Annotated in this window: 18 protein-coding genes; 16 read left to right on the plus strand and 2 right to left on the minus strand. The window is 59.9% G+C overall.

All coding sequences use genetic code 11. From position 1 onward, the window contains the following. On the plus strand, positions 1 to 768 hold the full coding sequence (locus XI04_RS03445; RefSeq protein WP_271623492.1) for a trypsin-like serine protease: 768 nt from the start codon (positions 1 to 3) through the stop codon (positions 766 to 768). Further along, on the plus strand, positions 765 to 2,780 hold the full coding sequence (locus XI04_RS03450; RefSeq protein ID WP_271623436.1) for a S8 family serine peptidase: 2,016 nt from the start codon (positions 765 to 767) through the stop codon (positions 2,778 to 2,780). Before XI04_RS03445 ends, XI04_RS03450 begins: the two co-directional genes overlap by 4 nt. 52 nt (positions 2,781 to 2,832) lie before the next feature. Here the strand turns inward: XI04_RS03450 and XI04_RS03455 are convergent, their stop codons facing one another. Further along, positions 2,833 to 4,359, minus strand: coding sequence for a M6 family metalloprotease domain-containing protein (locus XI04_RS03455; RefSeq protein ID WP_271623437.1), 1,527 nt, complete (start codon positions 4,357 to 4,359; stop codon positions 2,833 to 2,835). Positions 4,360 to 4,457: 98 nt separating this feature from the next. Here XI04_RS03455 and XI04_RS03460 point away from each other — a divergent pair, with 98 nt between their 5' ends. After that, positions 4,458 to 4,889 carry a hypothetical protein gene (locus XI04_RS03460; protein WP_271623438.1) on the plus strand — a complete coding sequence of 144 codons (432 nt, stop codon included), beginning with the start codon at positions 4,458 to 4,460 and terminating at the stop codon, positions 4,887 to 4,889. A 4-nt stretch (positions 4,890 to 4,893) separates the two neighbouring features. Here the strand turns inward: XI04_RS03460 and XI04_RS03465 are convergent, their stop codons facing one another. Beyond that, positions 4,894 to 5,769 carry a hypothetical protein gene (locus tag XI04_RS03465; protein ID WP_271623439.1) on the minus strand — a complete coding sequence of 292 codons (876 nt, stop codon included), beginning with the start codon at positions 5,767 to 5,769 and terminating at the stop codon, positions 4,894 to 4,896. A gap of 512 nt (positions 5,770 to 6,281) precedes the next feature. Between XI04_RS03465 and XI04_RS03470 the strand changes: the two genes are divergently transcribed. From XI04_RS03470 to XI04_RS03525, 13 genes are all read left to right on the plus strand, one after another. Further along, positions 6,282 to 7,736 (plus strand): hypothetical protein, encoded by a 1,455-nt coding sequence (locus tag XI04_RS03470; protein WP_271623440.1) that lies wholly within the window; start codon positions 6,282 to 6,284, stop codon positions 7,734 to 7,736. Positions 7,737 to 7,751: 15 nt separating this feature from the next. Then, positions 7,752 to 8,075 carry a hypothetical protein gene (locus tag XI04_RS03475; RefSeq protein ID WP_271623441.1) on the plus strand — a complete coding sequence of 108 codons (324 nt, stop codon included), beginning with the start codon at positions 7,752 to 7,754 and terminating at the stop codon, positions 8,073 to 8,075. Positions 8,076 to 8,566: 491 nt separating this feature from the next. Then, a complete protein-coding gene (locus tag XI04_RS38755) occupies positions 8,567 to 9,196 on the plus strand; it encodes a tyrosinase family protein (RefSeq protein WP_442869378.1) in 630 nt (209 codons plus the stop codon). Beyond that, entirely contained in the window at positions 9,126 to 9,776 is a 651-nt protein-coding gene (locus tag XI04_RS03480) for a hypothetical protein (RefSeq protein ID WP_271623442.1), read from the plus strand. The genes XI04_RS38755 and XI04_RS03480 overlap by 71 nt, the downstream gene beginning before the upstream one ends. Before the next feature lie 24 nt (positions 9,777 to 9,800). After that, positions 9,801 to 10,115 (plus strand): hypothetical protein, encoded by a 315-nt coding sequence (locus XI04_RS03485; RefSeq protein ID WP_271623443.1) that lies wholly within the window; start codon positions 9,801 to 9,803, stop codon positions 10,113 to 10,115. 68 nt (positions 10,116 to 10,183) lie between these two features. Beyond that, on the plus strand, positions 10,184 to 10,696 hold the full coding sequence (locus XI04_RS03490; RefSeq protein WP_271623444.1) for a hypothetical protein: 513 nt from the start codon (positions 10,184 to 10,186) through the stop codon (positions 10,694 to 10,696). 134 nt (positions 10,697 to 10,830) lie between these two features. Then, positions 10,831 to 12,783: a multicopper oxidase family protein gene (locus tag XI04_RS03495; RefSeq protein WP_271623445.1), complete on the plus strand. Its 1,953-nt coding sequence runs from the start codon at positions 10,831 to 10,833 to the stop codon at positions 12,781 to 12,783. Positions 12,784 to 12,817: 34 nt separating this feature from the next. Then, on the plus strand, positions 12,818 to 14,392 hold the full coding sequence (locus XI04_RS03500; protein WP_271623446.1) for a tyrosinase family protein: 1,575 nt from the start codon (positions 12,818 to 12,820) through the stop codon (positions 14,390 to 14,392). A 19-nt stretch (positions 14,393 to 14,411) separates the two neighbouring features. Continuing rightward, on the plus strand, positions 14,412 to 14,801 hold the full coding sequence (locus XI04_RS03505; protein ID WP_271623447.1) for a hypothetical protein: 390 nt from the start codon (positions 14,412 to 14,414) through the stop codon (positions 14,799 to 14,801). A gap of 351 nt (positions 14,802 to 15,152) precedes the next feature. Continuing rightward, entirely contained in the window at positions 15,153 to 16,772 is a 1,620-nt protein-coding gene (locus XI04_RS03510; RefSeq protein WP_271623448.1) for a WD40/YVTN/BNR-like repeat-containing protein, read from the plus strand. Positions 16,773 to 16,807: 35 nt separating this feature from the next. Continuing rightward, positions 16,808 to 17,449: a cytochrome P460 family protein gene (locus XI04_RS03515; protein ID WP_271623449.1), complete on the plus strand. Its 642-nt coding sequence runs from the start codon at positions 16,808 to 16,810 to the stop codon at positions 17,447 to 17,449. Between the two features lie 35 nt (positions 17,450 to 17,484). Beyond that, positions 17,485 to 18,870: a tyrosinase family protein gene (locus tag XI04_RS03520; RefSeq protein ID WP_271623450.1), complete on the plus strand. Its 1,386-nt coding sequence runs from the start codon at positions 17,485 to 17,487 to the stop codon at positions 18,868 to 18,870. Then, positions 18,867 to 19,415: a hypothetical protein gene (locus XI04_RS03525; RefSeq protein ID WP_271623451.1), complete on the plus strand. Its 549-nt coding sequence runs from the start codon at positions 18,867 to 18,869 to the stop codon at positions 19,413 to 19,415. Before XI04_RS03520 ends, XI04_RS03525 begins: the two co-directional genes overlap by 4 nt. Positions 19,416 to 19,484 lie beyond the last annotated feature (69 nt).

Here is a 19,484-nt window from a genome sequence, read left to right on the forward strand (position 1 = left end):
ATGACGCCTCCCAATACGGGCGGTATCTCGTTTGAATCGGTTGGCGAATTGGCACAGGATTCCGCTGGCCCGCGGCTTGGAAACGCCGAAGTCGCGGAACCGACGGAATGGCGCGCATCGTTCTATTCAAGATCTGCGGGACATGGCTGCACGAGCACCCTAATCGGCCCCCAGAGCCTGCTGACCGCCGCACACTGTGTCGGAGCGGGTCAGGAGGCTTCCATCAAGGTCGAGGACGTGCCCTACTCTGGAACGTGTGTCCACCACCCTGACTATCCGGCAGATCCGAGTGCCGACTATGCATTATGCAAGATGACGAAGCCAGTACCGGGTGTTCCGTACGAAAGGGTGAACACGAATCCCAAGGCGCTCAAGGTTGGCATGTATCTTCGCCTGACCGGTTTTGGGTGTGTCAGCATAAGTGGCACCGGGCCTATCGACAACGTTTACCGGGTCGGCAACTCCCCGATCACGGCATTGCCCGGTGAACTGCCCCACGAGCCGAATAGTATCATCACGACCGCGACGGTCGTCGAAGATGCAATCCTATGCCGCGGTGACAGTGGAGGCCCAGCATTCATCGAAAGCGATATGTCCTCCGCTAGGGTGGTGGCTTCCGTCAACTCCCGGGTCTCGCCGGTGCAGCGCCGCTCGTACATGTCCAGTCTGACGTCGGAAAAGGCGATGGCGTGGATCAAACAATGGTCGGATGCCGCGGTCGACCAGCGCATCTGTGGTCTCCCAAACGCACCGGATGGATGCAGATGAGGAAGCTTCTCGCGTCCGCAGCCTTGATCTCGGTATTCTTCTCGGCGACGTCGACCGGCCGTGCACAAACGGTGACCGTACGTGCGACCTCAGCGCTGTCAGATCAGGCGGTCCAATACTTGGCAGGCGTTTCGAAACCTAAGGAGTTGACGATACCTGCAGGCGTCAAACCGGAAACGTTCATGCGGGCGTTTTGCGGCGGGGGTCTGTCCAACACTTACCAAGAAGAGTTCTACAAGCTCAACGGAGCGAGTTTCGAGAGAGCGCCGGTAAACAGGCCGCGAAACGTCCTTGTGCCTGGATGCGTGCAATGGGCTCGCGATGCCAAGGTACCATTGAGACCGAACGACACGATCGACACAGTCATTCAGCGAGAAATAGGCACGGACTCCGAGGCCGTTCTGAAGCCTTGCGGGCCCAACGACAAAGACCTCCGGTGCAACAAGACCATTCGACAACTCGTCCGCATTCTCAATCCAGACCTCAACTTGGATGACCCAAAGGACGCGAAGCAGGTCGTGCTGCCCGTCGTCAGCAAGTTCACGACGATCCAGCTTAACGAAGCCGCTCCCTCGCCCGAAACCGTCGTCAATGAGCTCGGAAGACTTACCGCCACGACCGCTGCCGCCCCGCCAAACGTGCAAGCGCAGTCCGCGGCTCCCGGAGTAGAGGACATTGAGCTCATCAAACCGCTGAACTTCGAGACGGGATTCGTCGACAAATCCGATTGTAGTGCAGCCGACCCCAATGCGGCATGGCCGATCAACGAGGGGGCTATTTCGGCGGCCTTGGCGAGAAATAGACTCGCCCTAGAGACGGCCGGCGCAACGGTAAAGCCAGCCCGCATAGCGGTTCTAGACACTGGCGTCGAATTGCCTTCTGCAGAAATTCCCGTTCAGTTGCTTGAACGTAACTTGCTCGAAGTTCCGAACAACAACGTCGATGACGACCGAAATGGCTTCATCGATGACGTGTACGGAATAGATGCGCGGGGCTTGGGCAAGATCGCGCCCGCCGCCAGCTACGAGGCCGCCGAACATGGGTGGTACGTCGCCGATCTCGCGACGGGCGGAGCGAAGACCCGGCAGTTCACGGGCCTCGCGCAGCATCTCCGGCTGAAGGTCGTCAATCTTGTCATCGCCGACCAGAACAAATTTGAAATCCGCGAGGGCGCAATTCTGCGCGGCCTTCAGTACGCTTCGAGCTATGCGGACATTGTCAACCTGAGTGTCGGTTCACCCAACAGCATGGACAACGTCGTCACTGCCGCGAGAGGTTACCCAAAACTTCTTCTCGTCATAGCCGCGGGAAATAGAGGGAAAGATCTGAACATCAAACCGCTGTATCCCGCTTTCTTCGGCGGGCAGCTTGGCCGCCTCCAGGACCAAGCCATTACGGTCGCCGCGCACGGACCGGATGGGCGCCGTGCGAATTTCTCGAATTTCTCTCCGGAGTACGTCGATATTGCCGCGCCCGGCTGTGCCATCGATCAGACTTCGCGACAAGGCGCGAGCGTCAAGAACTTCGGCACCTCGGTAGCGGCCGCTTTCGTGTCGTTCACCGCGGCTCTGATACGGTCGCTCGGGGTGGAAAACCCGAACGCGATAAAGAATCGGCTCATCGCATCGTCACGGTATGTACCGAAACTAGACGGGCTCGTCGCCGCAGCCGGCATTCTCGACCCTGTGAAGGCGGTCAGCGTCTACGAGGACGTCGTCGAAAAGTCCGACAAGGGAGCGGCGTGGCTGACTGGACGGTGGAAGAGACCGAATTTCGTCAACCTCTGCTCTGACAGAGACGAGCTCGAAGCGAATCGAATTCGCAAGATCACGGTCCTGCCGCAGGACCCGTCGCGTCTTCGGGTGCTCTACGAGAACGACGATCACCGGGTGAGACCGTTCTTCTGTTCGCCCGCGGGAACTGGGATCGTGATCGACCAAATCACCGGCGGCACTGCGACCGTTCCGTGGAGCGAATTGTTCGATTTCGTTCCCGGCATGAGATTGACGTAGGCCCCTTGCTGAATGGAAGCCCCCCGCCACCGCTAAGTTTGCCCGCCGGTCTCTACTTCCGGCAGGAGCCGGCCCCGACGTGGACGTCGAATGATGCGGCCGCCGCCGTCAGGCTGATGTTGCAGATGGCGATCTTGCCGGTGCTCGCGGGGTTGCTGCCATTGTCGAAAGCGGTGTTGTTCGAAGTACCCGGGTACGGGTCGCCGGCATCACCTCGGTTGAACTGTTTTATGTCTTCGAGCTGGAGCAATCCATCCGCCTGGATGACCGCGACGCCTTCGTTGCTGGGATCGTTGTTGACGGAGTTGTTGAGCAAGCCGACTTGGGTCACCGCGTTGTTGATCCGCCATATGACGACGCCGGGGCCCGTCAAGGAATCGTCGAAGCCCTTCTTCGTCCGGTACTCGAGGAGATAGTAGACATCGTTGGAAACGTTAATCCGCAACGCGTCCGGGAAGTCCTCGACCGGCCGAAGCGTTGCATGGGTCATGTCCTCAGTCACCACGAGCGGCGATACCCACCCGAGAAACGCCTTCGACCACACCGACATATGCGACGGCCGCTCCGGCGTCTTGTTGTCGCCTCCCCAGGAGCCCGCTCCCATGAGGTCCCAGGTGCCCACGCCTTGCGATTTGGCCGACCTGCCGGTGTTGTAGAGATCGGGAAGACCGAACGCATGCCCGAACTCGTGAGCGAACACGCCGATCTCGATCATGCGTTTTCCGTCGCAATCCAGCGCGGGCATGATGACGTAATCGTCTATCCTGATACGGCGACCATCCTTCGCCTTGGCTTTCGTCTCGTAATCCTTGCCGTTCAGATCCGTGAGCCTGAAACGGTGTGACCAGATGTTGTTATTGACCTGGCCGTCAGGGGCACCACACTCGCCTCCCCGCCCCGGATGGACGAACGCGACGAAGTCGACGTAACCGTCGTCATCGTCGGAGTTCGGCACGCCATCGGGTCCATCGTTGTCGTACTTCGAGAAATCGAGATTCTTTTCGGCTGCGGTAAGTGCTGCGACGAGCAGTTCGCCGAGCTTTGCGGTCGAGCACATGCCATTGCAAGGGATCCTCTTCGTGATACCACCCTGCTGCTGCTCCTGCACGACGCCCTCGTAGTAGGAACCCGGCTTGCTGGCTTTCCACCAAGGAAGCACCTGTCCTTCGACCGAAAACTGCCCGTAGGAGATCTGCTTGTAGTAATCCGACATAGTGCCGGTGGGCCAAGGCCCTTTGAAAAGCTCTTGCTCGAGATTGGAGACTGAATAGGGGTCTTGTGCCGTGTCCTTGTATTTGAGCGCGATCACGGGGATCGACCTGCGGCCTTTAATCAGGGTTCCTCCGCGTTCGTCCGCCGCGTCCACGGTCAATATGCCTGTCTCAACGGCGACACGATTGGCAACGATCGATTTTGTAAGGTTCAGAAAGCCACGTTTGGTGGTAAACCGACGGAAGCGATCAGCGAATTCCGTGTTAGGATACTCGCCTCCACCGGCGGGCGGCTCTGTAGCCCATGCGGTCGGGACCGAAACGGCCATAACGGAAAGCGTAAAGCTGACGAGGAGAAAATTGCGCATGACAAGCCCATCCGCGCACTATGAAAAATGTTGTAGTATAGCTCCAATGCAACCTTAAAAAGATGACGCTGTCAATCGGTTCATCGAGGAGATTTGGCTTGCCCGATCGCATTCCAAGCTTCGCAGCCATCGTCTTGCTGCTTGCAGCCTCGGTTCCGGCGCACGGTCAGACGTCAGGCCCTACCGGCTCGTCCCAGGTGCTTACCCCTTCGCAAGTAATCCAGAACAAAGACAAACTCTTGAATAGCAATCTCGTGGTCGAGGGCGTCCTGGAGAACGAAGGCACGAACTACTTCACTAATTCGCGGTTGGTCATCAAGCAACCCGGCTCGGACAAATCGGTCGTCGTACGTTTGAGAACACCGCTCGAAATACAACGGCCACCGAGCGGCCAACAGAGCATCCCGCCTACCCAAGCTGATTATCTAGGCAAGAAGGTGAAAATTCAGGGCGTCTTGAAGGAACAGTTCGTCAGAGGGCTGGGCCGAGCGGTCGTGCTGGAGAGCGCCCAGCCCCCATCGATCGAATAGACCTTCATCGTAAGACGGTCCCCGGGGCAAGCCTGACCGGAGCCTGTTGCTGGAGCATCCTGTTCAAGTTCGGATCTTCGAGAGCGGGATTGCGATAGGGCAGTTGTGGCGCGCGTCGCACCCGTGGCTTGCTCGCGACATGGGGAGGCTCCGGCGTTAACTCGCCTTGCTGACCTGACGATGCGTCGGGCTGTAGCTGGGGCTGTCTAACCGGCCTGCTGTCGACGACGCGTACCGGTCCAACGACCCGCACGGCCAACGGGCCTGACGGCGGTGTCGGCTCCGACATCGTTACGACGAGATGATGCACACCTTCCCGCTGATAACCGGCGCCGGAATCGACTGTATTGACGATGCTGAAGACGAATCCAAAACGGGACCCGACGCTGGCGATTACGTCTACGTCGACGGTGTAGCTCAGCCCACCGTGGTTCTCGGGCCGGATTTGGTCAAGAGTGGCAGCTATCCAGGCTGCAAGACCGAGATGGGTCTGGGAGGGATCGGGTCCTTGGCATTTGTCGCCATAGATGGCGATGGCTTCCGGAATCGAGACGGCGAAATCGACGTGGCCGGTGTGGGTGAACTTTCCGCTGAGCGACCCACCCGGAAAGATGTTGGGCAGCGTAGGATTCGGAATGGGAACGGTAGCCTTCGCATCTCCAGACAACGTGTCTATCAACGTCATATCCAACGACGTCTTCACCAGCCATTTCGAGAGTTGAAAGTGTGCAAATCGTGGGTCAGTGGCGACGGCCGCGATCTCGCATTGGATGCTCTGCTTGAATGTCTCGATCGTCGCGGCGCCGTGCCGCTCGTCCAATGGCAGCAACGCGCAACCGCATAAACCCAGTGCGGCGCACAACGCCAGAACACTCTTCATCCTGTCCCCCTTGCTTAAAGCAAGGATGTCGCAACAACTTATAAATGTAAAGGCCCCGACAACCGCCCTGTTTGGAGATAGCCGTCTTGTTGAGGCTTGAAAGACATGAAAGACATGCGAGACGAACGACAGCGAGCTGTCTCGACGGGCTCTCCCCTCGACGTTGAGGCCAGGGAAACTCCTCGGTCACAACTCGTGCGCCAATCTCTTCCATTGAAGAGAGATACGTTTCGCCGGCGACATCATCGATATCGAACTATAGCTAAGCGTTCCGCTTGGCCAACATTATGAGTCCCCCTAAAATACAATTGCAAATTGCCGCAAAAAGACGTAACAATCAGCCAGTCGATACCCTCGGTTTACTGCCAGGCTTGAATTTCGTTTGCCGGCCCAAGATGCCGTTTGACCACATTAACGTTTGGCCGGGATCGACAATTATTTCTGACGCGCCAGTTTCAGACGCCTTCGAGGTTCGGACAGATCATTCAACGCAATCATCGCGGAGGTTTTCCGTGGACACTATCGTATTTCGTTTCATCAATTTGAGAGCGGCCGCGACGATCGCCTTCGCCCTTCTCTTTCCCACACTCGGCTGCGCGGACTGCCCTGCGGAGTCGCAATGGTTACCAAATACGCCGGCTCCCGCCTTTGATCGCCCGCCGCCACATCCGGAGCCGGATTGCGTCTTCTACAAACCGGCTTGGCACAATTTCCTTTTTGCCGCTCGCCCCGTGAACGGAAATCCAGCGTTCTTATCGTATCCGACGATCGGCGATGTATTCGGGCCTCAGATCGCCCCTCAGTTCGCGGCGAAGAGGCCGAATTTGCTGGCGGTGGCGCCTCGTGGCCTGAAAGGCTCCAACAATTTCGACGTCGCGACGGTACGAATTCCCGGTCCGAACGATCCGGGCTCGATAAACGCAGGCGTGCGCCAAGCCGGCTTCGCCGGCCTTCTGATTGATCAAGATGGCCAACCGATCTTCTACGCCATTCACATCAATCAGACGTTCGCCGAATTCGTGTCGGCAAAGAAGCTGACGACGAAGGCTGCGGTCCAGAGTGCTGACCCTGAACTCGAGCTGCCGAAAGGAGCTGTGGAGCTCAAATCGGCTTGGCGAGTCGTGCCGAAAAACAACCCGCCTGCTGATTACATAACAGTCGCCGAGGCAAGCGTGCCCACGTTGAAACGCGACGGCTCGAAATTGGTTGTCGATGAGACCGCACCACCTCGAACCGAGACTGTCGCTCTGCTCGCACTCCACGTCGTATTCATTCCCGAGGGGCACCCTGAATTCGTCTGGGCCACATTCGAGCACGTCGACGGTAATGGCATTCGCGATCTCGCTCCGGCGGCCGCCGCCCAGCCATCGGTTGAGAACGGCTTACCTGGAGGGCTCGATGGTCCGATCAGCACGCAGGACTTTGTCTTGTACAAAAGCGGGACTATTGCATCTGCGGCCAATCAATTTCTCACCGAAGCTGCGATGGCAGCCGCATTCGATGAGAAATCCCAGACCTTTACGACGGGCGGGAAGCCAATTCAAACTTCCATCTACCGGATGTTTCCGGGTTCGAAATCTGTTGGGACGGGGACGGACGAGGACGGCGATATCGTAGACCTCAACAAATCCATGACCGCGCTGTTTGCGAAAAGCGCCCCAAACGATGCACGCCGCAATTATCGGCTCGTCGGTGCGATTTGGATGGACAAGCCCGATCAATTCAAGACAAACATGTCGATCGCAAACCCCGCGGGAATGGACACGGACAACCCGGCAGCGATCGTCGCTGGCGAAGACGGACTCTCCAGTTTGGCCATGGAGTCTTTTACGCAGAACAGCTTCGTCAACTGCTTCAGCTGTCACGATACTCAGGCGGTGACGGACAACAGCGGAAGCGTGATCTTGCAGGCTAAGAAGCTGAACGTCAGCCACATCTTCTCTAAGTTCGTAGTCGACTCTAAGTGACGCCGGGAGGGGCACATGGGTTTCGACCAAGTGAAAGGAATTCTCGAAGCCGGCATGGCCGCTTGGGTGCAAGCCAAGGGTAGGCCGGCGCAACTGGGAAACCACGGCGCGACTTTCAAATGGGACACGAAAGAAAGCCTTCTCGCTGCGTCAGGACATGGAAAACGTCTCATTCAACCCGAACTTATCGGGCAAAATGGAGCAGCCACGAATCTAATAGTCGATCTAAGGGCAGGTATTGCCGGCCCGGCTTTACGTATGCCCAAGGGTGGGCCGTTCATACCGGATGATCAGATCAAGATTATCGAAGATTGGATCACGCAAGGGTGCCCGGACTGACCGTCCCGAACCTTAGGAGAGGCGAGGTGACTCTCACTAGAAGGACGTTGCTCTCCTACGCCGCGCTTATGGGTCTTCCTCAAGTCGTCGTCGGGACCGGCTAGAGCGGAGACCGGCGCCGTGAGAACGCGACAAAACATCAAGTCGTTCTCGCAGGATCCTCAGAAGGTCGCCGCCTTACGAGCCGGGGTCGGCAAGATGAAGGCCCGTTCACAAGCAAATCGGGATGATCCCCTCGGGTGGTACTATTGGTCGGCGGTCCACGGCACGATGGACGACCCGGGGAATCTAGGAAATCTGTACAACCAGTGCGAACACACTCGCTTCAAGACCAATCCGCTGCGTCCGAGTACCGTGGCGGAGCATTTCATCTCCTGGCATCGACCGTTTCTCTTTTTCTTTGAGGCGACGCTCAAGCGCGCCGCTCAAGAGAGGCCGGCGCCACGACGGCATTCGAGCTGCCCTATTGGAATTGGTACGAGGATGACGACGTGCCGCAGATCTTCACTGAAGGCACGGACGCATCGAATCTACTTAGACATCCCAGGGCGAATGACAGCATCAACAGCGGCGCATTGTCCCGGTCTCCGTTCGAACAGAAAGCTCTGTTGCCGGCGTCGCCGGCGGATTGGCGGAAGTGCTTCTCAGTACCGCTCGAACTTGATCCGCACGGAGCCGTGCACGACCTGGTCGGCGGAGACATGGGCAATATCCGGGCGTCGGCCAAAGATCCCGTTTTTTGGGTGCATCATGCCAATATCGACAGGCTCTGGACGGTCTGGACGAAAATGGCGGGGCACACCAACCCGAATGATACCCGTTGGAAGCAAAAAAAACCTTCACGTACGATCAGGCCGAGACATGAGGCAGACCGCCAGTGCGGTTGTGGATCGCCAGGGCTCGCTAGGATATCGTTACGAGGAAGAGACGCCGCTTCCCGCCTTTCAGCCAGCAATCGTTGCGGCAGCCACCATCCAGAGCGAACCGCCAATGCCTCCTACGGGCCGAGCAGCCAATTCGACCATGGCTACCTTAGCCGCGGCGAGGCCGATGAAGCTCGGTTCGAGCTCGGTGGCCGTCGATCTGAAGCTTCCGCAATCGGCTCGGTCGCAGCTCCATAGTCTCACGGCAGCCGGCGCACCGGCGGCTCCTGGTGCGATCACCGCGGCATGGCTCGTTATTGCGGACGTGGAAGTCGGCGCAGACGGCAAGAACGGCGGCTTTAGCTTCAACATCTTGGCGACGCTACCTGACGGCGGGCAAGGCTCACGGGAGGTCAAAGTAGGACAACTGGGCACGTTTACCTGGCCGACCGAGGACGGAAGTCACGGCGGTCACGCCGGGCATCTGGCACCCATAACGAGCACGCGAGGCGCCAATCGGGGTGCCGACCTGATGATGGGCGCGGACGAACTCGTCCAACTCCGGATCACCGCGGGCAACGCCGTCACGCTGACTGCGGCTGAACGCGAGCGCAAGCTATCGCGCGCGATGGTCTATGACCGCTATGGCGGCTCCGCCAAGACTAACAATGTCTACTACGCGGATGACCTGGCACTGCTGCAACTGGCCTCGCCGTACCCTGCGACCCGGTCGAAACGGCTCGCCTGGCGAGCGCAGGAGGCTTTCTTCCTGACGCGACGATCGCAGGCTAAGGTTTCTCGAACGCCGACCAGGGCACTCTCGGTGGTTTCAATCTGACCTGGCCGGTGCCACTGCAGAAAGATGCCGGCGGCCAGTACAAGTTCAAGCCTGGCCCGGGCGACCGTCATCAGCGCCTTTTGCCAGGGCGATTCCGGCGGGCCGGTGCTGGCAGGGCGCAATCGAGGATGTCGGCGAACCGACAAGAGCAGGGAATTTCGTCGGTACATCGAGGGGACGCTGGTTCGTCCTGAGTTCGGCAGCCCGGAGATGCAATGGGCGCACGCCTGCATGACTGCGGAACCGATGGCGATGCAGGATGTGACGATCAAGGAGAGGCGAAACTGGATTTGCGGGCGAACCGATCTTGAAGCCGCGGATGCTGATGCGCGAAAATGACGTCTTGCGGTTGTTCTAGCAGAGGAGTACATTGTCGACATTTCAACTCTAAATTTTATGAGCGTGATATGCGTCGACATCTGTTCGCGTCCATTGCGGTGCTCTCTTTCGTGTTGTTGCCAGCCTTCTCGCATTCAGAAGAAAATTCGGCGAGCAGCCTGGCGGGGAAATGGACTTATCGAAGCTTTCACAACAACCCGACGCCGGTCGCGGATGATCCGAACACGGCGGCAGAGAAGGCGCTGGCGCTGATTTTCGCCGAAGCCGTCTTCACCTTCGAGATCCCGACGAGCACCACGTTGAAGGGAGCGATCGAGTGGCCGGGTGGCGGGCTCGATCTGCAAGGCACGGTCAAGCAGGATCCCGCCACGGGAGTGCCCACGGTGGAGATCGTGGGTCTCGGGCGTCCCGGCACTGGCACCGCAAATTGGGAATATGACTATCGCGGCCAGCTCAACTATCGCTGGCCGGCCGGCGTCAACCAGGTGCCTGCGCTCGTCGGCAGCGTCATTCGTGCGAAGCCGCATGATGGGGCCCCAGCAGGCTATGTAGCCTCGTTCATCGCGGTGAAGCGGCCCTAGACGCGACGATCACCGGCTTCAAGGATTGCTCGCACCAGACCGATCATTCGAGGTATCGCGCCATGCCGGCCTGCCTATCATCGCACGCTCTCTTCTCGAAGACGGATTTTGGAAGGACATCTTGCTCCGCCGTCTTGAGCAGGATTTTCAAGGGCGCGTTTCTGCTCGCATTTGCTCAACTCGCCGGCACCGGGATCGCATCGGGGCAGGTCACGGAGCGCATTGCCGTCGACCCCCCGGTTGCCAATATCGAGCGTCTATCGCCGCGTGTCGGTGCGCCGGCGCCGACGGCGGCGGGAGCGCCGTCGCGAGCCGCGCCGGTCGCCGGCGGAGAAGCGGTGATCAACCTGAACATCCAATACACGGACGCCAGGATCTATAATCCGGGTCGCAATCAATACGACTCGGTGAAATTGCGCTCGTATCGCGACGTCCGGGAAGTCGAGGCTCCGAAAGTCCCGTTCGTCGCACCGACGATAGAGATCGACCCCGGCGAGACCGTACGGATCACGCTGAACAACGACAAGCTGCCCGCAGACCCGCAATGCCCGCCGACCGATCCGGACGTCAACAATCCTAACTGCTTTAACCGGACCAACCTGCATGCGCACGGTCTGTGGGTCAGCCCCGCCGGCAACAGCGACAACGTGCTGCTGAGTATCAATCAGGGCGTTAGCTTTCAGTACGAGTACAACTTGCCGCCGGATCATCCGGCGGGAACATACTGGTATCATCCGCACAGGCATGGATCGACCGCGCTTCAGGTGTCGAGCGGCATGGCCGGCGCGTTGATCGTCCGGGGCAACCGCCCGCCGGGTCCGGATGGTCATGGCGACATCGATACCTTGCTGCGCAATAGCGATGGAGCAAAGTACCGCGAACGAGTCATCCTGCTCCAGCAAATCCAGTACGCGTGCCGGGATGCCAATGGGCAGATCAAGCAGGATGCCAACGGTCTCTACATCTGTGCCTCGACGGATGTCGGTGGGATCGAGGGCTATGATCAGTTCGGCCCGACGACGTGGCGGAAGTCCGGCCGTTACACCAGCATCAATGGTGAGGTGATCCCGACCTTTGCCGGCGCCCGTGCCGGTGCGATCGAGCGCTGGCGCGTCGTCCATGCCGGCGTGAGGGATACGGTCAATCTGCAATTCAAGAAGATGCGGGCGGACGCCGATCCCTATGCGGTGATTGCGGCACAACAGCAGGAGGACTGGGTAACGCGCAACTGTCCCGGCAACGATCTGCTGCCGCAATTCGCCTTCGCCGCCGATGGGTTGACGCGTTCGCAGGTCGTCGAGCGCTCCACCAGCACGCTTCAGCCGGGCTATCGCGAGGACGTGCTCGTGGTGTTCCCGGAGGCCGGCGAGTATTGTGTGCTCGACGGAGCGGCGCCCGCCACCAGCACCGTGAACAGCCAGGTGAAGAGCCGTCAGTTTCTCGGCAAAGTATCCGTTGCCGCGGGCGCCGCCGTCGCCGATCCCAAGGCATATGTCCAGGCGCAGCTCATCGCGGCTGCCGACAGCTTCATGCCCCTGTCCGCGCGCCAGAAGGTGCGCAACGATCTGACCAACGACCTTCGCCTCGATTCATTCGTCCCGCACGCCGCGATTGCGGACAACGATATCAAGCCACCGCAACGGGAAGCCAAATTCGAGATCGGGGGGGCGGGTTTCCAGATCAACGGCAAGCCTTACAAGCCGGACCGCATTGACCAGTTGCTGCCGCTCGGCGGCATTGAGGAGTGGAAATTATCCACCGTCAATGCGTTCGGACATCCGTTCCACATCCACGTCAATCCGTTTCAGGTCGCCAAGATCATCAAAGACTCCACCGGCCAGGATGTGAGCGTGAGCGGCGATGCCGACGAGCCCCAATATGCCAACCTGAAGGGCGTGTGGAAAGACACGCTGTTCATCCGCCAAGGCTACACCGCCTACGTGTACACCCGCTATCGCCGCTACATCGGAGACTTCGTCTTGCATTGCCATATACTGGATCACGAGGACCAGGGCATGATGCAGAACGTCCGTATCGGTATTCCCGACGGGACGGGTGGGATCGCGGCGGCACATCACAATCACTAAGCGCGACGAAACGCCAAATGGATTGGAGAAAACTATGATCCGTGCCGCTCGTCCTTCTCCGACTCGCCGCGATCTGCTGGCAGCAGGGGCCGCGCTCGCGGTATCGCAGGCTTTTCCGTCCGTCGCCTCGGCCCAGACGCCAAAATTCCGCCGCTGGGAGATCACCGACCCGGCGATGCCTCCGCGTGTTCTTGCCAGCTACAAGGCAGGGATCAAGAAAATGCTGGCCTTGCCTCCGACCGATCCGCGGAACTGGTATCGTAACGCGATCGTTCATCTCCTCGACTGCCCGCACGGCAATTGGTGGTTTCTGGGCTGGCATCGCGCCTATCTCGGCTGGCTGGAGGTGACGCTGCGCGATCTCTCCGGCGATCCGGAATTCGCCTTGCCCTATTGGGACTGGACCAAGACGCCGCGCGTGCCGCCGGCGATGTTCGACGACGTGCTCGATCCCAACAATGGCGCGTTCATCCCGACGTTCCAGAAATTCAAGACGGCCTTCGAACCGGCCATCACGGCGCTCTACGCATCATTTTCGTCGGCACAGAAGGAGCTGCTGGCGCTCCGGCCGTTTCCATTCACCACGCCGGGTGATTTCTGGCAGGTCTTGCCGCAAGTGTTCTTCGACCAGCCGAGTGCACGAGGTCTGACGGCGACCAATCCGGATCTCGATTCCAACACGAAATTGTCAGTCGGGATGAGCACTATACGCAGCGCGTTGAGGACGTCGCAGTTTGCCGGCAGCGGAGCTACCGGTGCTCCGGCTGGCTTCCAGAGTGCGAAGGCTGCCAACCATAGCGGTGGCAGCATCAAGGGCATTCTCGAGAGCGGCCCTCACGACAACGTGCATGGCGCGATGGGCGGCGGCGGCGTTGCGTTCATGATCTCCATGTACTCCCCGGTGGACCCCATCTTCTTCCTGCACCATGGCAATCTGGATCGGCTCTGGACGGTCTGGACGCGCCGGCAGACTGCGTTGGGACGTCCAATCCTTCCGCAGGGCGCCGATCTCACCGCCTGGTCCGACGAGAAGTTCCTGTTCTTCAGCAATGCAAAGGGCGAGCCGGTCTCGCAAACCAAGGCCGGCGACTACGCCGCGACTGTGCTGTTCGACTACGACTATTCGCCGGGTTCGGGCGACGATCAGGTGCCTGCGCCGGGCCCGGTGGCCGAGGCTTCTCCGCAGGTATTTTCCGCCCGGATGACTTCCGCAGCGGTCGGGGCGGGGACCGCAGCCGGCGGTATCGCCGACGTGCCGGCGGCTGCGCTGGCATCGAGTGCTTCCGCGGACAGCAACCCCGTCGTGGAGGTCACCCTGAACCTCGGTCATGACGACGCCGGCCGCCGCTTTCGCGTGCTGGTGTCCGCCGGTCCGGGCAGCGCACCGGTTGCGGCCGGCGCGATCACCGTCTTCGGCCATCCTCATCACGGCCCGGCCACGTTCACGGTGCCGCTGCCGGATTCGCTGGCTTCGGCCGCCACGGGGGCAACCGTTCCGCTCGATGTGCGTGTCGTGCCGATCGGGGCTCCGCCTCGTCCCGCGGCGGCTCCGACTGCAGCCGCAGCGCCCGCACCACTTGTCAGCGCCATCCGAATTAGGACAGACTGACGACCGGATGCGAACTGGCTTGCCGACCGGAGTGCTTTTGATCTGCGCCAGCGTGCTGCTTGCGAGCCCGCTGATTGGGCAGGAGAGCGGCGTGATCGAATTGCAGGCGCTGCACCCGCTAGCGGCCGATGAAGCGGTCGAAATTCAGCTCGTGACCGGGCCGATGCCGCGCGGCGCCCGCCTGGAGGTTATGACCGAGCAAGGTAAACTCCTCGGCACAGTCAGATCACTTGGCATTCCGAATGCGCCCCGCGGCGAGACCGCCACGATTCCTGTACCACGGTCGGCTCTTGTAGAGGGGCGGTTGCGATTGCGCCTGCAGATCGTACAAAGCGGTGCCGCGGCGCGTCCACCGCAGCCGAGCGAAATCCGGCACGTCAATCTCGTGACCGTGCCGGCAAGCCGCTAAGGCATGATGGATTAGGCTTAATTATTGCCGTGAAAGAGGTGTGCTCCTTCTCCCGCTCAGCGTAGCGCTACGACCATGCCGGCGAAGCGACCGTTGATCTGCTTGAAGTGATCGAGGTCGAACGCAATCAGAGGAAGGCTGTTACCGCCGCGCAGAACCGCCTGAATTGCGCCGTAAGGCTGCGAAAAGCCCCACGCAGGGCGAAGCAAGCCGCGAGGGCTGCGGCAAATGCGCGCTTAAGATGAAGTGATTTGATTGCATCCTGGAATTGTATTAGAGTTGCCTGATTGCATAGAATGCTGATGTTTCCGGTTGGCTCGCGCAGTTTTGTTTTTGCCGGGGGGAAGACCCATGGCTTTCAATTGGCATCCCACGACGGCTCCAGTCCAGACACGCTACGACGATATCTGGTTCATCAGCCCGCAGATCGGGTGGGGTGTGAACAGTGCTGGCCAGATCGTGCATACCGAAGACGCTGGCACGACTTGGACGGTCCAGCACACGGTCGATGCCGATACTTGGCTCCGCTGCATGAGTTTTACGAGCGCGACCGACGGTTGGGTCGGCTCGATCACGCGGCGGCAGCGCCTGTGGAAGACGGAGGACGGCAAGACCTGGGTCGACATAACCGCTAGCCTGCCGCCACTGCCCAGCGCAATCTGCGGGATCTCCTCGCCCTCGAAGGGAGTCGTCTTTGCTTCTGGGACGCAATATCCGAATCGGGAAGCCGCGATTATGCACACGACAGACGGCGGCCAAACCTGGAATTCGATCTCTATGGCGGCGCACGCCAATCTTCTGATCGATACTTATTTTGTGGACGATCTGCATGGCTGGGTGGTCGGCGGCAACGGCGGGACCACCTACGACAAGTTGAAGCCCGTGATCATGTTCACCGCTGACGGTGGCAAGACCTGGGAAAACAAGCTGCAGAATTCCGGGATCGACTTCCCGACCGGCGAATGGGGCTGGAAGATCCAGTTCCTGACTCCGCAAGTCGGGTTTGTGTCTTTGGAGAACGACACTGCAGCCGCAATTCTGAAGACGACTGACGGCGGCCAGAGTTGGAAGCGAATCCCGATCACCGATCCGCAGCGGAACGTGGAGTTGGAGGGGATCGGCTTCATTAATGAGAAGGTCGGATGGGTCGGCGGGTGGGGCCACGGCTTCACGTCAGGCAATCCAGATGGTACGACCAGTGGGACGATTGATGGCGGCGCGACATGGTTCGACGCCAACGGCGTCGGCCGTTTCCTCAATCGCTTTCGTTTTACCAAGACGGAACCGATCGTCGCTTACGCTTCCGGCGGAACGATTTATCAATGCATCGCGGCGGAAGGCGCCGCGCTGGCCGCATTGGCGGCCGCGCCGCGGATCGCGGAGCCGCCGATTCCAAAGGCGTGGGATACGCTCGACATCACCGCCCAGGTCCCTCAAGACGCAAGGCATCTGGCGATCACGATCTTCGATCCCAGGCAGACGCTGGTGAAGGTCGTGACGGACGAACGCACGCCACAATCGGGCGCGCGCACCTTCTCCTGGAATTTTAAGACCGATGACGGCGTGGATGCCGGCACGGGCCATTTCGTGTACCGCATTCTTGTCGACGGCCAGCCGACAACTGGCATGATCGTCCGCCCAGCGCGCGCAACTCCCGACGTCCTCGGCGCGCAGGTCGCGGAGTTGATCAAGCGTTTCGCCCCCCGCGCCAGACGCGCGCATGACGACCTCGTACTTCCCGACGTCAACGGCAGGCCAGTATCACTGAAATCGCTGTTCGACATACCGCTGGATTTGATGGCCGCGCTTATCCGCGGCGGCTGGATCATTCCGGGCGAGCCCGATCGCAGCATGTTTCTGGTTGCGATCATTGGGACAGGGCCCATGCAGGGGGTGATGGCGCAGGCCGATATCCAGCTGCTGTCAGATTGGATTACGGCAGGAGCCCCGATCCCGCAAGCAATGAGCTAGTGGACTTCCCGAAGGATACCGGAAGGGGGTGAGCAATGTTTTACATGCTGCTGGTGGTAAATGCGGTCATGCGCCATCGTCGCTCCATCCATATCTTTTTGGTTTTCGCCGTTACATGGCTTGCATCGTCTTCTTCCGCTGTAGGCCAGTCAGCTACGAAACCAGAATACGGCCCCGACGGCAGGCTGAAAGCGCCGATCGATTTCGAGGGTTGGGTTTTTGTCGGCTCCAACTTGGGTCTTGCCTATAAGGAGGAGCTTCCGACTATGACCTCCGTCGAAGCCGCGCGCGCCGCCCCTCAACTCTTCCATAACGTCTACATCAATCCGGAGGCTTATGAGCATTTCCGGAGAACCAGGACTTTCCCGGAGCCGACGATACTCGTGATGGAAGTTTTTAGCGCCGCAAGCAAGGAGTCGGACGGCGTACTGTCGAGCGGGGTTTTCAACGGTGAACGGCGCGGGTTGGAGGTTGCTGTCAAGAATTCGGCGCGTCCCGACGGCCAGACGACGCCATGGGCTTACTACGATTTCAGCGACCAACAACGGTCGTCCAACATTCGCGAGTTCGCACCGGCATTTCCCGATCAGGTCTGCGAGAGCTGTCACCGGCAGCATGCCAGCATGGATAACGTCTGGGTGCAGTTCTATCCGACGTTGCGCAAACTCCTGAAGTGACAAATGTTGCATAGCGATTAACTGCGGAGGCTGAGATGCGGGACGACAATGGCAGATTGACGCGGCGCAACCTTCTCAGAACGACCTGCCAGGCGGGCGTTGCAGCCCTGCTTCCTGTCGGCCTCGGAAGTACGCCGGCCTTCGCCGCGATGCCGCAGCGCAAGAACATCGATGACCTCACGCCGACGGAGCTCGACAACTACAAGCACGCATTCAAAATTATTGTCCAACGTGGGCTCGCGTCAGCCACAGCCAAGGATGGCTACGTGTGGCAGGCAGCTCTGCACAATGATTTTGAGCGGGTCCGTCCAGACGGATCTATCGGCGCTTGTGAGCACCGCAACGAGCTTTTCTTTCCCTGGCATCGGGCGCATCTCGCTGGCTTCGAGGCACTGTTGCGCGCTGCGGATCCTCCGCGCACCGCCGACGTAAGCCTGCCGTTTTGGGACTGGACGAAGCCAGCGTCGGGGATGCGTTTTCCGACGGCCTTCGAGGACAGGACCTCGCCGCTATTCCATGACGGCCGCGCGCACGCGGTTACGCCTTTGACTCGTCGTATCCAGTGGGATGCGGACGAAATTAGAATCAAGATGGTGCAGGAAACGGATTGGCTCCTGTTCGCAGGTGAGCCGCTTGCTCCGGATGGATCGGGCGGCAGCTATGGATGGGTGGAGAAGGGGCCACACAACACCATCCACGGCGACATCGGCCCCACGATGGGAAATCCGGAGAGCGCATCTCGCGATCCGATCTACTGGTCGTTCCATGCATATATCGACCTCATTTGGGCGCGCTGGCAGCGTGTGCACACCAGTGCAACGTCTCCACAACCATTCACGACGCCGAACACCAAAATCTGGGTCGAACCGTTCACTCCGGTGATGGCGGACACCGCTCAGACCGCGACAATGCCGGTCGGCTTCGCCTACGGTTACCAGTATGACTTCTCGATCGATGCGCCTGCCGTACCCGTCGCGAGCGCCGCCCGCACACAGCGGGATCTCGAGTCGGTGCAAGCTGGCCCGCGCATGACGACGACGGGCGCAGTGCGCGTTGCAGGCGAGAGGCGGCGAATCTTGCGTGTCCGCGACGTTGCGGTTCTGCCGGACACGACCTATGCGATTCGCGCCTATGTGCATCCGCCCGCTGTAAACATCTCGACGCTCGGCGAGCAGGAGCGCCAGCGCTATCTCGCTGACTCCGCGACAGTCTGGAAAGGGCACGGTCACGCGCATCATCCCACGAATGTGAACTTTGACATTACCAACGCCGTCACAGCGCTCGGGAACGAGTTCACCGTCACGCTGATCAGCGACGCTAAGCCGGCTTCTGATAGTCAATTCGAAAGTGCGCGCGCAAGCGCCAACGAGCGGATCGCACAGCGGCCACTCTGGGGCACTCTGTCACTGGAAGAGCGATGATGGCTGACCGACGCCCGCTATTCGAGCTGCACATCCTGCCGATGTTTCGCGCGCTTGACGCGATACACATGTTGCGGCTGCCACCCGCAAAGCGCGTGGACTTGTCGAGTTACGACGACTTGAAAAACAAGCATCAGGACGTCCTTGACTTCCTGAACGCGGCAAGTCCGATGCCGCCGAAGTCACATGGGGGGCCCTGGCCGAAGGAATGGATCGACTTGTTCACGCGTTGGAAGACGACCGGCTTCGGGCGGTTGATCAAGCCGGCCGGCTCGAATTTCGATCTCGCCCTGACAGGACCGGACCGCTTCACCCTTAGTTGCGATGTTTTGCTACCTGATGGCAGCGCATCGGCCTGGTTCAGCATCATTCAGGCCACCGCAGACGCCCAGGTCTATGAGATCGTCCTTGAGCAGCCGGATGGGACTCCGCCTGCTCCGACGACCATCACGATCGAGGAGCGGCTTCGCGGCCCGCTCACGACGAATGAAGTCGTAGTGCTGGATAGCGCCGGGCGACATGCGCTTGGCATTCCAACCAGCTAAGCCACACTCGAATGCGATTTCCGCGAGAGCGCAGAATTCAGTTCCGTTGAGCCTGTGGCAGTGAGGAAG

Source organism: Bradyrhizobium sp. CCBAU 11430, from assembly GCF_028128855.1.
Classification (GTDB): domain Bacteria; phylum Pseudomonadota; class Alphaproteobacteria; order Rhizobiales; family Xanthobacteraceae; genus Bradyrhizobium; species Bradyrhizobium ottawaense.

Coding starts and splice junctions, on each gene's coding strand:
- XI04_RS03445 (WP_271623492.1), top strand. CDS start 1: ATGACGCCTCCCAATACGGGCGGTATCTCGTTTGAATCGGTTGGCGAA.
- XI04_RS03450 (WP_271623436.1), top strand. CDS start 765: ATGAGGAAGCTTCTCGCGTCCGCAGCCTTGATCTCGGTATTCTTCTCG.
- XI04_RS03455 (WP_271623437.1), bottom strand. CDS start 4,359: ATGCGCAATTTTCTCCTCGTCAGCTTTACGCTTTCCGTTATGGCCGTT.
- XI04_RS03465 (WP_271623439.1), bottom strand. CDS start 5,769: ATGAAGAGTGTTCTGGCGTTGTGCGCCGCACTGGGTTTATGCGGTTGC.
- XI04_RS03475 (WP_271623441.1), top strand. CDS start 7,752: ATGGGTTTCGACCAAGTGAAAGGAATTCTCGAAGCCGGCATGGCCGCT.
- XI04_RS03480 (WP_271623442.1), top strand. CDS start 9,126: ATGAAGCTCGGTTCGAGCTCGGTGGCCGTCGATCTGAAGCTTCCGCAA.
- XI04_RS03485 (WP_271623443.1), top strand. CDS start 9,801: ATGCCGGCGGCCAGTACAAGTTCAAGCCTGGCCCGGGCGACCGTCATC.
- XI04_RS03490 (WP_271623444.1), top strand. CDS start 10,184: ATGCGTCGACATCTGTTCGCGTCCATTGCGGTGCTCTCTTTCGTGTTG.
- XI04_RS03500 (WP_271623446.1), top strand. CDS start 12,818: ATGATCCGTGCCGCTCGTCCTTCTCCGACTCGCCGCGATCTGCTGGCA.
- XI04_RS03510 (WP_271623448.1), top strand. CDS start 15,153: ATGGCTTTCAATTGGCATCCCACGACGGCTCCAGTCCAGACACGCTAC.
- XI04_RS03515 (WP_271623449.1), top strand. CDS start 16,808: ATGTTTTACATGCTGCTGGTGGTAAATGCGGTCATGCGCCATCGTCGC.
- XI04_RS03520 (WP_271623450.1), top strand. CDS start 17,485: ATGCGGGACGACAATGGCAGATTGACGCGGCGCAACCTTCTCAGAACG.
- XI04_RS03525 (WP_271623451.1), top strand. CDS start 18,867: ATGATGGCTGACCGACGCCCGCTATTCGAGCTGCACATCCTGCCGATG.